This window comes from Streptomyces sp. NPDC005811, from assembly GCF_040630405.1.
Lineage (GTDB): Bacteria > Actinomycetota > Actinomycetes > Streptomycetales > Streptomycetaceae > Streptomyces.
The window spans coordinates 1-13,591 of the sequence record NZ_JBEXXK010000039.1 but is presented as its reverse complement, the minus strand read 5'-3'; the positions used below and the strand labels follow the sequence as shown (position 1 = coordinate 13,591).

General features: G+C 71.1%; 9 protein-coding genes. 3 read left to right on the top strand and 6 right to left on the bottom strand.

Going from position 1 to position 13,591, the window contains the following annotated elements; genetic code table 11:
- Positions 1-59 precede the first annotated feature (59 nt).
- The 4 genes from ABZ490_RS34125 to ABZ490_RS34110 all read right to left on the bottom strand — a co-directional run bounded on the left by ABZ490_RS34125 (position 60) and on the right by ABZ490_RS34110 (position 6,927).
- Complete coding sequence (locus tag ABZ490_RS34125; RefSeq protein ID WP_358998979.1) at positions 60-2,189, bottom strand: 3-hydroxyacyl-CoA dehydrogenase NAD-binding domain-containing protein; 2,130 nt, start codon at positions 2,187-2,189, stop codon at positions 60-62.
- Positions 2,186-3,403, bottom strand: coding sequence for an acetyl-CoA C-acyltransferase (locus ABZ490_RS34120; protein ID WP_358998976.1), 1,218 nt, complete (start codon positions 3,401-3,403; stop codon positions 2,186-2,188). Before ABZ490_RS34120 ends, ABZ490_RS34125 begins: the two co-directional genes overlap by 4 nt.
- 126 nt (positions 3,404-3,529) lie before the next feature.
- Entirely contained in the window at positions 3,530-4,558 is a 1,029-nt protein-coding gene (locus tag ABZ490_RS34115) for a LacI family DNA-binding transcriptional regulator (RefSeq protein ID WP_358998973.1), read from the bottom strand.
- On the bottom strand, positions 4,555-6,927 hold the full coding sequence (locus ABZ490_RS34110; protein ID WP_358998970.1) for a glycoside hydrolase family 2 protein: 2,373 nt from the start codon (positions 6,925-6,927) through the stop codon (positions 4,555-4,557). Before ABZ490_RS34110 ends, ABZ490_RS34115 begins: the two co-directional genes overlap by 4 nt.
- 171 nt (positions 6,928-7,098) lie before the next feature.
- Here ABZ490_RS34110 and ABZ490_RS34105 point away from each other — a divergent pair, with 171 nt between their 5' ends.
- Genes ABZ490_RS34105 through ABZ490_RS34095 form a run of 3 tightly spaced genes read left to right on the top strand, consistent with a single transcriptional unit; the run spans position 7,099 to position 10,201 of the window.
- On the top strand, positions 7,099-8,415 hold the full coding sequence (locus tag ABZ490_RS34105) for an ABC transporter substrate-binding protein (RefSeq protein WP_358998967.1): 1,317 nt from the start codon (positions 7,099-7,101) through the stop codon (positions 8,413-8,415).
- Positions 8,415-9,374, top strand: coding sequence for a sugar ABC transporter permease (locus ABZ490_RS34100; RefSeq protein WP_358998965.1), 960 nt, complete (start codon positions 8,415-8,417; stop codon positions 9,372-9,374). Before ABZ490_RS34105 ends, ABZ490_RS34100 begins: the two co-directional genes overlap by 1 nt.
- Positions 9,371-10,201, top strand: a complete 831-nt coding sequence (locus tag ABZ490_RS34095) for a carbohydrate ABC transporter permease (RefSeq protein ID WP_358998962.1) — start codon at positions 9,371-9,373, stop codon at positions 10,199-10,201. Before ABZ490_RS34100 ends, ABZ490_RS34095 begins: the two co-directional genes overlap by 4 nt.
- Before the next feature lie 9 nt (positions 10,202-10,210).
- Here the strand turns inward: ABZ490_RS34095 and ABZ490_RS34090 are convergent, their stop codons facing one another.
- Positions 10,211-11,509, bottom strand: a complete 1,299-nt coding sequence (locus tag ABZ490_RS34090) for a ribonuclease D (protein WP_358998959.1) — start codon at positions 11,507-11,509, stop codon at positions 10,211-10,213.
- Positions 11,510-12,561: 1,052 nt separating this feature from the next.
- Complete coding sequence (locus ABZ490_RS34085; RefSeq protein WP_059202319.1) at positions 12,562-13,224, bottom strand: response regulator transcription factor; 663 nt, start codon at positions 13,222-13,224, stop codon at positions 12,562-12,564.
- Positions 13,225-13,591: the final 367 nt, after the last annotated feature.

The window sequence follows — 13,591 nt, the reverse complement described above, 5'->3', positions numbered from 1 at the left end:
AAGAGGGCCCCCGCCGTCCGGCGGGGGCCCTCTTCACATCCGTACGGCGGTTACGGCGGTTACGCCGGGACCGACGCCGTCCCCGGCTCCAGGAACCGCTTGCCGTTCACCCGCTCGGAGACACCCTCGCGGTCCAGGTACGGCGTGATGCCGCCCAGGTGGAAGGGCCAGCCGGCGCCCGTGATCAGGCAGAGGTCGATGTCCTGCGCCTCGGCGACGACACCCTCGTCGAGCATGAGCCCGATCTCCTGCGCCACCGCGTCCAGGACGCGCGCCCGCACCTGCTCCTCGGTGAGGACCGTGTCGCCCTGCTTCAGCAGCGCGGCGACCTCGGGGTCCAGCTCCGGCTTGCCGCTGTCGTAGACGTAGAAGCCGCGCTTGCCGGCCTCGACGACCGCCTTGAGGTTCGGGGAGACCGTGAAGCGGTCCGGGAACGCCCGGTGGAGCGTCTCCGAGACGTGCAGCCCGATCGCCGGGCCGACCAGCTCGAGGAGGACCAGCGGGGACATCGGCAGGCCGAGCGGCTCCACGCCCTTCTCCGCGACCTCGACCGGGGTGCCCTCGTCGATGACGTTCTGCACCTCGCCCATGAAGCGGGTCAGGATGCGGTTCACGACGAACGCCGGGGCGTCCTTCGTCAGCACCGCCGTCTTCTTCAGCTTCTTGGCGACGGCGAACGCCGTGGCCAGGGAGGCGTCGTCGGTCTGCTCGCCGCGGACGATCTCCAGGAGCGGCAGGACCGCGACCGGGTTGAAGAAGTGGAAGCCCACGACCCGCTCGGGGTGCTTGAGCTTCGACGCCATCTCCGACACGGAGAGGGAGGAGGTGTTGGTCGCGAAGATCGCGTGCGCCGGGGCGACGGCCTCGACCTCCGCGAACACCTGCTGCTTGACGCCGATCTCCTCGAACACGGCCTCGATGACGAAGTCCGCGTCCGCGAAGCCCTCGGCCTTGTCCAGGACGCCGCTGACCAGGGCCTTGAGACGGTTGGCCTTGTCCTGGTTGATCCGGCCCTTGCCGAGCAGCTTGTCGATCTCGGCGTGGACATAGCCCACACCCTTGTCGACACGCTCCTGGTCGATGTCCGTCAGGACGACGGGCACCTCGAGGCGGCGCAGGAAGAGCAGCGCGAGCTGGCTGGCCATCAGGCCCGCGCCCACCACGCCGACCTTGGTGACCGGGCGGGCCAGGTTCTTGTCCGGGGCGCCCGCGGGACGCTTGCCGCGCTTCTGCACCAGGTTGAACGCGTAGATGCCGGCGCGCAGTTCACCACCCATGATCAGGTCGGCGAGCGCGGTGTCCTCGGCGTCGTAGCCCTGCTGGAGGTCGCCGTTCTTGGCGGCCGCGATGATGTCGAGGGCGCGGTAGGCGGCCGGGGCCGCGCCGTGCACCTTGGAGTCGGCGACGAACCGGCCGCGCGCGACGGCCTGGTCCCAGGCCTCACCGCGGTCGACGACCGGACGCTCGACCGTGACGTCGCCCTTGAGGACGTTCGCCGTCCAGATCAGCGACTGCTCCAGGAAGTCGGCGCCCTCGAAGAGCGCGTCGGCGATCCCTAGCTCGAAGACCTGGGCTCCCTTGAGCTGCTTGTTCTGGTTGAGGCTGTTCTCGACGATCACCGAGACGGCCTTGTCGGCGCCGATCAGGTTCGGCAGCAGCGTGCAGCCGCCCCAGCCGGGGACCAGACCGAGGAAGACCTCGGGGAGCGAGAACGCCGGGATCGCCTTGGAGACGGTGCGGTAGGCGCAGTGCAGACCGACCTCGACACCGCCGCCCATCGCCGCGCCGTTGTAGTAGGCGAAGGTCGGGACCGCGAGGCCCGCGAGGCGCTTGAAGACCTCGTGGCCGCCCTTGCCGATGGCGAGCGCGTGGTCGTACTCCTTGAGGAGCTCGACGCCCTTGAGGTCCGCGCCGACGGCGAAGATGAACGGCTTGCCGGTCACGCCGGCCCCGACGATCTCGCCGGCCGCGGCCTCCTTCTCCACCTGGTCGATCGCGGCGTCGAGACGCGCGAGCGAGGCGGGGCCGAAGGTGGTCGGCTTGGTGTGGTCGAGGCCGTTGTCGAGGGTGATCAGGGCGAAGCGCCCGGCACCGAACGGCAGGTCCAGGTGGCGTACGTGCGCCTCGGTGACGACCTCGCCCGGGAACAGCTCGGCCGCACCCTTCAGCAGCTCGGTGGTGGTGCTCACTTGTCCCCCTCGAAGTGCGGGTTCTCCCAGATGACCGTCGCGCCCATGCCGAAGCCGACGCACATGGTGGTCAGGCCGTAGCGGACGTGCGGCTGCTCCTCGAACTGACGGGCCAGCTGCGTCATCAGACGCACGCCCGAGGAGGCCAGCGGGTGGCCGAAGGCGATGGCGCCGCCGTACTGGTTGACGCGCTCGTCGTCGTCGGCGATGCCGTAGTGGTCGAGGAAGGCCAGCACCTGCACGGCGAAGGCCTCGTTGATCTCGAACAGACCGATGTCGGAGATGGACAGACCCGCCTGGGCGAGCGCCTTCTCGGTGGCCGGGATCGGGCCGTAGCCCATGACCTCCGGCTCGACGCCCACGAAGGAGTACGCCACGAGGCGCATCTTGACGGGCAGGCCGTTCTCGCGGGCGAAGTCCTCGGAGGCGATCAGCGAGGCGGTCGCACCGTCGTTCAGACCGGCCGCGTTGCCCGCGGTGACCCGGCCGTGGACGCGGAACGGGGTCTTCAGGCCGGAGAGGTTCTCCAGGGTGGTGCCCGGGCGCATCGGCTCGTCGGCGGTGACCAGGCCCCAGCCCGTCTCACCGGCGTCCGCGTTGGTGCGGCGCACCGAGATCGGCACCAGGTCGGCCTGGATCTTGCCGTCGGCGTAGGCCTTGGCGGCCTTCTCCTGGGAGCGGACCGCGTACTCGTCCGCGCGCAGCTTGGTGATCTGCGGGTAGCGGTCGTGCAGGTTCTCCGCGGTCATGCCCATGAACAGGGCGGACTCGTCGACCAGCTTCTCGGAGACGAACCGCGGGTTCGGGTCGACGCCCTCGCCCATCGGGTGGCGGCCCATGTGCTCGACACCGCCGGCGATCGCGATGTCGTACGCGCCGAACGCGACCGAGCCCGCGACCGTGGTGACGGCGGTCAGCGCGCCGGCGCACATCCGGTCGATGGAGTAGCCGGGGACCGACTGGGGGAGACCGGCCAGGATGCCGGCGGTGCGGCCGATGGTCAGGCCCTGGTCGCCGATCTGCGTGGTCGCGGCGATGGCGACCTCGTCGATCTTCTGGGGGTCGAGACCGGGGTTGCGGCGCAGCAGCTCCCGGATCGCCTTCACGACGAGGTCGTCGGCGCGGGTCTCGTGGTAGATGCCCTTCGGGCCCGCCTTGCCGAACGGGGTACGGACGCCGTCGACGAAGACGACGTCCCTGACGGTACGAGGCACGATGGCTCTCCTCCAGAGGGTGCGGGATGGCACTGCTGCGTCACGCATGCGCTGAGCGCGCGCTCAGAACCCATGCTACTTATCGGTAACGTAGCTGCCCAGTCCCGCAGGCCCAAGCGGCGAAGGTCACACCTTCGGCGGAGCCGTCGACCCCCGCGGCGTCAGCACCGGAGTGGGCACGGGGTGCGACCCCGGCCCCCCTCCGGTGATCGCCCCGAACAGCGTCCGGGCCGCCTCCGCGCCGAATCCGTGCACGTCATGGCTCATCGCGGAGAGCGTCGGATGGGTCAGCCGGCACAGCTGGGAGTCGTCCCAGGCCAGCAGGGAGACGTCCTGCGGCACGCGCAGCCCCATCTCGGCCGCCACGGCCAGCCCGGCCACCGCCATGATGTCGTTGTCGTAGACGACAGCCGTCGGCCGGTCCGGCGGGGCGGCGGTCAGCATCGAACGGGTGGCCCGCGCCCCCGCCTCACCGGAGTAGTCCGTGGCCACCTGCCAGGCCCCGGCCAGCCCCAGCTCCCGCGCCGCCGCGTCGAAGGCGGCCGTCCGCATCACCGTGTGCCCGAGCGCTGCGGCACCCCCGACCCGGGCGATGCGGCGATGACCGAGCGCGGCGAGATAGCGCACCGCCTCCGTCACCGCCGTCGCGTCGTCCGTCCACACCGAGGTCAGGGACCCCGTCAGCGAGGGATGCCCGACCGCCACCACCGGCATCCCGAGCCGCTCGGCCGCCGCGACCCGCGGATCGTCGGCCCGGAAGTCCACCAGGATCGCCCCGCCGATCTGGCGCCCCCGCCACCACGACTCGAGGAGGGAGGCCTCCTCCTCCACGCTGCGGACCAGCCGCAGCAGCAGCGAGCAGGCGTGCTCGGTCAGCACGCTCTCCACCCCGGAGACGAACTCCATGTAGAACGGCTCCAGGCCCAGCATCCGGGCCGGCCGGCAGATCGCCAGCCCCACCACGTCCACCCGTGAGCTCGACAGCGACCGCGCGGTCAGGTTCGGCTCCCAGCCCAGCTCCCGCGCCGCCGTGAAGATCCGCTCCCGGGTCGCCTCCGACAGCCCCGGCTTGCGGTTGAAGGCGAGCGACACCGCCCCCTTGGACACCCCGGCGCGCGCGGCGACGTCCTTGATGGTGACGCGGGAGGTCGTCATCGGGAGGGCTCCAGGCAGTACAGGGCGGCACGGGCCGCGTCGGCACCGGGAGTCTCCCAGCCCGTCACTCCGATCGTCACCCGTTCCCCGGGAAGCAGGGTCACCAGCCCCCGGTCGGTCCGTACGTCCGGCCCCAGCCGGTCGGCCTGGAGCAGCAGGTCCCGTACGAGGGTGAGGGCCGTCACCGTGACGCTCCCCGGTGCCACGCTCACCTCGAACTCGGGCTCCGGATAGGGGATCTCACGGTCGGCGACCGGAAAGTACAGCGCCCGCAACCCCCCGGTGTCGGCCACCAGGAACTCCTTCGCCCCGGCCGGCTCCAGCTCCACCGGCACCCGCGCCACGCCCACCGCCCGCGCACCCGCGGCCAGTCGCACCTCCGCCGCCCCGAGGACCTCCCCGTCGACGGACATCCGGCGCAGCCGCAGCACCCCCGTCCACGGCTCGGCCGACTGGTTCACGGCCGCCGACACCAGCCCCTCGTCCCGCGGTTGCAGGGTCAGCAACCGGTCCGCGTACAGCCGCCGCAGCTCGTGGTAGAGCGGCTTCTCCCGCCCGTCGCCGTCGATCGCCGCCCACGAGGTCACCGGCCAGCAGTCGTTGAGCTGCCAGAGGACCGTGCCCGCGCACACCGGCCAGTGCGACCGCCAGTGCTCGATCCCCGTGGCCACCGCCCGCGCCTGGTTGACCTGCGTCAGATAGTGCCAGCGGTCGAAGTCCCCCTCCGGCGGCGCGAAATGCCGGGCGAGCCCGCGCGCCAGCTTGCCGTTGCCGTCGTCCGCCTTCTGCCGGTGCAGCATCCCGGGGGAGTCCGCGGCCGGCTCCTCACCGGGCAGCGCCCGCCGCAGCGTGGCGTACGCGGGCGGCGCCTGCCAGCCGAACTCGGCGACGAACCGGGGCACTTCGTCCCGGTACTCGGTGTAGTCCCGCCGGTTCCACACCTCCCAGGAGTGGTGCGTGCCGTGCGCCGGGTCGTTCGGATGCCGCGCCCAGGAACCCGACCAGGGGCTGCCCGCCGTGTACGGCCGGGTGGGATCCGACTCGGCCACGATCCGCGGCAGTACGCCCAGGTAGTACCCCTCCCCCCAGGAGTCCCCGGCGAGCCGCCCCTCCCAGCCCCAGTCCCGGAACCCCCACAGGTTCTCGTTGTTGCCGTTCCACAGCACCAGCGAGGGATGCGGCATCAGCCGTACGACGTTCTCCCGGGCCTCCGCCTCCACCTCCCCGCGCAGCGGCTGCTCCTCGGGATAGGCCGCGCACGCGAACGGGAAGTCCTGCCACACCAGGAGCCCCAGCTCGTCGCAGGCGTCGTAGAAGTCCTCGCTCTCGTAGATCCCGCCGCCCCACACCCGCACCAGGTCCACCCCGGCGCCGGCGGCCTGCTCCAGCCGCCGCCGGTAGCGCTGCCGCGTCACCCGGGAGGGGAAGACGTCGTCCGGGATCCAGTTCACGCCGCGCGCGAACAGCCGCTCGCCGTTGACGACCAGGGTGAACCCGGTGCCGTGCGCATCGGGCCGCCGGTCCAGCTCGACGGTCCGGAAGCCGATCCGCCGCCGCCAGGAATCCAGCTCCGCGTCCTCATGGCGCAACGTCAGTTCCACGTCGTACAGGGGCTGTTCGCCGTATCCGCGCGGCCACCACAGCCGTGCCCGGGGCACCTCAAGCCGTACGACCGCGCCGGTGCCCTCCACCCGGGCCTGCGCCCGCGCCCCGCCCACCCGGGCGGTGACCGTCAGTCCGGCCTCCACCCGGGTCCGCTCCACCTCCACCCGCAACTCGACCACCCCGACACCCTGTTCGACGGTGACCAGGGGGCGCACCCGGGCGATCCGCGCCGTCGACCAGCGCTCCAGCCGCACCGGCCGCCAGATCCCCGCCGTCACCAGGGTCGGCCCCCAGTCCCAGCCGAACGAGCAGGCCATCTTGCGCAGGTACTGGTAGGGCTCGGCATAGGCCGCCGGCCGCTCGCCCAGCCGTCCGCGCACCGCCTCGGCCTCGGCGTACGCGGACGCGAACCGGACCGTCAGCCGCCCGCTCGCCCCCGTCACGTCGAACCGGTACGAGCGGTGCATGTTCCGCACCGACCCCAGCAGCCGCCCGTCGAGCAGGATCTCGGCGGCCGTGTCCAGACCGTCGAAGACCAGATCGGTCTGCTCGTGCCCCGACGGCACGTCCGGCAGGTCGGTCTCGTACGTCCAGTCGCGCCGCCCCACCCAGGCGACCTCGTGCTCGCCCCGGCCGACGAACGGGTCCGGGATCACCCCGGCGGCCAGCAGATCGGTGTGCACACACCCCGGCACCGAGGCCGCCAGCGCCTCTCCTTCGTGCCGCAGGATCCATCCGTCGACGAGCGGTGAGGCCTCCAGCATGCGCACTCCCTAAACCGGTCGAGCCGAGTATTGGGTGCCAGATCTCCATCCTTGGCGGGAATGGGACTTTACCGGTTGAGGAAAGCGCTGTCAGAGTGCCGAATCAGCCAACCCGCACCTTTCGCCCCACCCGCACGTGCTCGTCCGTCCCCTCGAACGGAGCTGATGCACATGAACCGCCGTACAGTCCTGGCCGCCGCCGTGGGAGCCGCGCTGCTCGTCCTGCCCGCCTGCACCGCCACCGGCGGTACCTCGAAGGGGGCCGACGCCAAGGCCGCCGACGATCCGTCGAAGGTCACCGGCAGCATCACGGTCCTCACCCAGCGGACCGACCTCGTGCAGGACGGCACGATGAAGAAGTACGCGGCCGCGTTCAACAAGACGTACCCGAAGGTGAAGGTCGAGTTCCAGGCCCTCACCAACTACGAGGCCGAAGTCAAGATCCGGATGAACACGGAGAACTACGGGGACGTCCTGATGATCCCCGGGGTCATCAAGAAGAGCGACTACCCGAAGTTCTTCGCCTCCCTCGGCACCGTGCGCGAGCGCAGCGAGAAGTACCGGTTCACCGACTTCACCGCCGTCGACGGCAAGGTGTACGGCCAGAGCCCCATCGGGGTGATGCCCGGCTTCGTCTACAACAAGCGGGTCTGGAAGGAGGCCGGGGTCACCGACTGGCCGACCACCCCCGCCGCATTCCTCGCCGACCTGAAGGCGATCAAGGCGAAGACGGACGCCGTCCCCTACTACACCAACTTCGCCGCGGGCTGGACGCTCACCTCCTGGACCTTCGTCAACGGCTCGGTCCACTGCGATCCGCAGGCCACCACGAAGCTGGCCGAGGGCGACCCCTGGGCCGCGGGCGCCGATCTGCGCGTCGGCGACACGCTCCTGTACGACATCGTCCACGAGGGCCTCGCCGAGAAGGACCCCACCACCTCCAACTGGGAGGCGTCCAAGCCCCGGTTGGCCAAGGGCGAGATCGCCACGCAGTGGCTCGGCACCTGGGCGATCGTCCAGTTCCAGGACGCGGCCCGCAAGGCCGGCGTCGACCCGGACGACATCGGCTTCATGCCCTTCCCGGTCCAGGCGGGCGGAGCGTTCTGCGCGGTCGTCAGCCCCGACTACAACCAGGCCGTCAACGTCCACTCGAAGCACAAGGAGGCCGCCCGCGCCTGGATCGACTGGTTCACCGACAAGTCCGGCTACGACAAGGACAACCTCGCCATCTCGCCGCTGAAGGGCGCGGCCCTGCCCGAGGTGCTCAAGCCGTACGAGGACGCGGGCGTCAAGCTGATCGAACTCGACGACGGCAAGGGCGCCGAGGTCAAACTGATCGACACCGAGTCCGAGGTCGGCATCAACACCCCCGACTACCGCCAGGACCTCGTCGACCTCGCCCGCGGCGCCCGCAAGGGCACCCTGGACGACTTCCTCGCGGACCTCGGCAAGAAGTGGACGGACACGCAGAAGAACGTGGGGTCCTGATGGCGGACACCACCGAGAAGCCGGCGGTGGGACGTCCCGGGGCACGGCCGGTACGGGGGGACGCCCCCGTGGCGGCCCCGGCCCCCCGCCGGGCCCGCTTCCGGCGGCGGCTGACCCCCTGGCTCTTCCTCGCCGCACCGCTCGCCCTGCTGATCGCCTTCACCTACGCGCCGATCGTCAACATGGTCGCGTTCAGCTTCACCGACTGGGACGGCGTCAGCCCCGGGCTGCACTACACGGGCACCGAGAACTACACCGAACTCTTCACCCGCTCCGACCTGTTCGAGGTGTTCTTCGTCAGCGGCTACTACCTGGCCGCCTCGGCCGTGCAGATCGTGGCCGCGCTCTACTTCGCCACGGTCCTCAGCTTCGACGTCCGCTTCCGGAACTTCTTCAAGGGCGTGCTGTTCTTCCCGTACCTGATCAACGGGGTCGCGATCGGTTTCGTCTTCCTGTACTTCTTCCAGGACGGCGGCACCCTCGACTCGGTCCTCGCCCTGTTCGGACACCACACCGACCACGCCTGGCTCGGCACCCCGGTCTCCGCGAACACCTCCCTCGCGGGCGTATCCGTCTGGCGCTATCTGGGCCTGAACTTCGTGCTGTTCCTGGGCGCGATCCAGTCCATCCCGGGCGAGCTGTACGAGGCCTCCGCACTGGACGGCGCCAACCGTTGGCACCAGTTCCGGCACATCATCCTGCCCGGCATCAAGCCGGTGCTGACGCTGACCGTGATCCTCTCGGTCTCCGGCTCGCTGTCGGCCTTCGAGATCCCGTACATCATGACGGGCGGGGCGACCGGCACCGAGACCTTCGTGATCCAGACCGTGAAGCTGGCCTTCCAGTTCAACAAGACGGGCCTCGCCTCGGCCGCCGCCGTGGTCCTGCTGCTGATCATCCTGGCAGTGACCTGGCTCCAGCGCCGCCTGGTCCCCGACGACAGGGTGGACCTCGTATGACCCGCCGCGCCGCAGCCCGCACGCTGATGTACCTGTCCCTGGTCCTCGCCTCGCTGGTCGTGCTGCTGCCGCTGGGCGTGGTCCTGCTGACCTCGCTCAAGACCGACGCGGAACTCGCCGACGACAGCGGGGCCCTGACGCTCCCGGACGACCCGCTGAACTTCCACAACTACGTGACGGCGTTCCAGGACGGCCGGATGCTCTCGGCCTTCGGGCACACCGCGTTCATCCTGGTGTTCTCGATCGGCGGGACCGTCCTCATCGGTTCCATGACGGCGTACGCCATCGACCGCTTCACGTTCCGTTTCCGCAAGCTGGTGGTGGCCCTGTTCCTGCTGGCCGCCCTGGTCCCCGGGGTCACCACCCAGGTGGCGACCTTCCAGATCGTCAACAGCTTCGGCATGTTCGACACGCTCTGGGCGCCCATCGCCCTCTACATGGGCACGGACATCGTCTCGATCTACATCTTCCTGCAGTTCGTCCGCTCGATCCCGGTCTCGCTGGACGAGTCGGCCCGCCTGGACGGCGCGAACGCCTTCACCGTCTACCGGAAAATCATCTTCCCGCTGCTGAAGCCGGCGATCGCGACCGTCGTGATCGTGAAGGGGATCACCGTCTACAACGACTTCTACATCCCGTTCCTGTACATGCCCTCACAAGATCTTGGCGTGATCTCGACGTCCCTGTTCCGCTTCAAGGGCCCCTTCGGAGCCCACTGGGAGACGATCTCGGCAGGAGCGGTCCTGGTGATCCTGCCGACCCTGATCGTCTTCCTGGCCCTCCAGAAGTACATCTACAACGGCTTCATGAGAGGAGCGACCAGATGAGCAGCTCTTTCAAGCGGTCAGTGCCTTGACCAGTACGGGTGTCACCTGCTCGACCTGCCACGGCCGGGCGCCGAGCCCCGTGAGCACACCGGCGACCGACTCCCCGTCGAGCGGAACGGGCGGCTCCCAGCACACCCTGCGCACACTGTCCGGGGCGATCAGGTTCTCCTGGGGCATGTTCAACTGCTCGGCCAGAGCGGACACAGCCGCCCTGGCCGCCGAAAGCCGGGCCGCGGCCGCCGGATCCTTGTCGGCCCACGCCCGCGGCGGCGGAGGCCCCGCGACGGGCTGCCCCGGCTGCGGCAGCTGGGACTCGCCGAGCGCCTTAGCCCGGTCGACGGCGGCCTGCCACTGCTCCAGCTGGCGCCGGCCCATGCGATGCCCGTAGCCGTTCAGCGCGGCCAGCGCGTGCACGTTGGCCGGGAGGGCGAGCGCGGCCTCCACGATCGCCGCGTCCGAGAGCACCTTGCCCGGCGAGACGTCCCGCCGCTGGGCGATCCGGTCCCGGGTCTGCCACAGCTCCCGCACCACACCGAGCTGCCGCCGTCTGCGCACCTTGTGCATGCCGGAGGTACGGCGCCAGGGGTCCTTGCGGGGCTCGGGCGGGGGAGCGGAGGCGATCGCGTCGAACTCCTGGTGGGCCCAGTCCAGCTTGCCCTGCCGGTCCAACTCCTTCTCCAGCGCGTCGCGCAGGTCGACCAGCAGCTCGACGTCCAGGGCGGCGTAGCGCAGCCAGGGCTCGGGGAGCGGGCGGGTGGACCAGTCGACCGCGGAGTGGCCCTTCTCCAGGACGAAACCGAGCACGCTCTCGACCATCGCGCCGAGGCCGACGCGCGGGAATCCGGCGAGCCGCCCGGCCAGCTCGGTGTCGAACAGCCGGGTGGGTACGAGGCCTATCTCGCGCAGACAGGGCAGGTCCTGGGTGGCGGCGTGCAGCACCCACTCGACGTCGGAGAGGGCCTCGCCGAGCCCGGAGAGGTCGGGGCAGGCGACGGGGTCGATCAGGGCGCTGCCGGCGCCCTCGCGGCGCAGCTGCACCAGGTAGGCGCGCTGTCCGTAGCGGTAGCCGGAGGCACGCTCGGCGTCGACGGCGACGGGGCCGGTGCCGGCGGCGAAGGCAGCGACGGCCTCGGCGAGGGAGGCCTCGTCGGCGATCACCGGCGGGATGCCCTCGCGGGGCTCCAGCAGGGGGGTCGGCTGAGGTGTGGGCGCCCCGGAAACAGAAGCAGTAGATCCGCCGTCGTCCGGAGGGGCGCCTCCGGTGGTTCGCAGTGAGCTGGCTGCTGCGGTTTCTTGGGCGTCGGTCACCTGTCAAGGGTATCCGTGTGTGGACGCGACCCGCCGACGGAACGTTCCGCCGACGGGCGCCCCAGGGTCGTAAACCAGTCAGGGCCGGGAGGAGACGGCAAAGGGGCCCGGAAGTGTCCGGCAAGGGACGGGAAGGACCAGGGAAGGTCGGGTAAGGGGCCGTGCGGAGGGAGAGAGAGGATCCGGAATGTGGCCGCCGACCGAGGGAATGGACAGGGGAACGGGCGGGAGATGGACAGGGGAACGGGCGGGAGATGGACCGGGGAACGGGCGGAAGGAGGGCCCGGCGGGAGGGGGCCCGCGGAGACGGGCCGGCGGGAGGGGGCCCGCGGAGACGGGCCGGCGGGAGGGGGCCGGGAGGAGGGCCGATGGACGGGCTGGGGGGCCCGCGGGTCGGGGCCCGCAGGGATGGGGCCCCTGGAGATTGGCCAGCGGTGTGGGGCTTGTGGGGATGGGGCCCGGGGGGAGGGGCCGGAGGGATGGGCTGGAGGGAAGGGGGCCGCAGGTTGGGGCCCGCAGGGATGGGCCCGGACGGAGGGGCCGGAGGGAAGGGCTGGAGGGAAGGGCCCCGCGGGTCAGGGCCCGCAGGGATGGGGCCCTTGGAGATTGGCCAGAGGTGTGGGACTGATAGGGATCGGGCCCGGAGGGATGGGCCGGAGGGAAGGGGGCCGCAGGTTGGGGTCCGCAGGTTGGGGCCCGCAGGGATGGGGGCCCTGGAGATCGGCCAGAGGTGTGGGGCTTATAGGGATCGGGCCCGGAGGGAAGGGGCCGCAGGTCGGGGCCCGCAGGGATGGGGCCCGCGGGATGGGGCCCGCGGGATGGGGCCCGCGGGATGGAGCCTGCGGGATGGAGCCTGCGGGATGGGGCTCCTGGCGATCCGCCGGGGGGATGGGGCCCTTGGCGAGGGGCCTGAGGGATGGGGCCCGCGGAGATGGGCCGTAGGGGCGGGCCGTACGGATGGGCCGGAGGGGCGGGCCTGAGAGAAGGGTCTGAGGGGCGGGTCGGAGGGGGAGGGGGTCCGGAGGGACCGGAAGTCGCGGTCCCGCCGGGGCTCAGTGGATGATGCCGGTCCGCAGGGCCACCGCGACCATCCCGGCGCGGTCGCCCGTGCCGAGCTTGCGGGCGATCCGGGCGAGGTGGCTCTTGACGGTCAGCGCGGACAGTCCCATCGAGACGCCGATCGCCTTGTTCGACTGGCCTTCGGCGACCAGGCGGAGCACCTCGACCTCACGGCCGGAGAGCTCGCGGTAGCCGCCCGGGTGGCTCGGGGCACCCGGGGGGCGGCGGTGCAGCCGGGCGGCCGCGGATCCGATGGGGGCGGCACCGGGCCGGGTGGGGAGCCCGACGTTGGTGCGGGTGCCGGTGACGACATAGCCCTTCACACCGCCCGCGAGGGCGTTGCGTACGGCGCCGATGTCGTCGGCGGCGGACAGGGCGAGCCCGTTGGGCCAGCCCGCGGCGCGGGTCTCCGACAGCAGGGTGAGTCCGGAGCCGTCGGGAAGGTGGACGTCGGCGACGCAGATGTCCCGGGGGTTGCCGACGCGGGGACGAGCCTCCGCGATGGACGAGGCCTCGATGACGTCGCGCACACCGAGCGCCCACAGATGGCGGGTGACGGTTGAGCGCACGCGCGGGTCGGCCACGACCACCATGGCGGTGGGCTTGTTCGGGCGGTAGGCGACCAGGCTTGCGGGCTGCTCGAGAAGAACGGACACCAGGCCTCCTGGGTGGGGGACGGAGCCGGTTCGCGGGCTTGTGGGGAGAGGGCGGCCCGGACGAACCGTGCTTTCAAGGTCACAGTCGTCTTCGGCAGCGGGCCCGGGGTCCTTTAGAAAATGATCACGATCTAGTGAGTAACAATACGTGCAATTCGGACACGCGATCGATCATCCGAAGATCGAATCGGTTTGGGTGCTTGCGGTCCGGGATCGAAAGTGGCCGTATCGACAAAGAGATGGTCAATCAGGACGGCCAAATGGGTCGGGGGGCGGGCGGGGGGGCGCCCCCGCCGCCCCCACCGGGAACCCGACGCCCCCCCCGCGCCCCCCCACCCCCCAAAGCGCCCCCCCGCGCGGGCGCGGC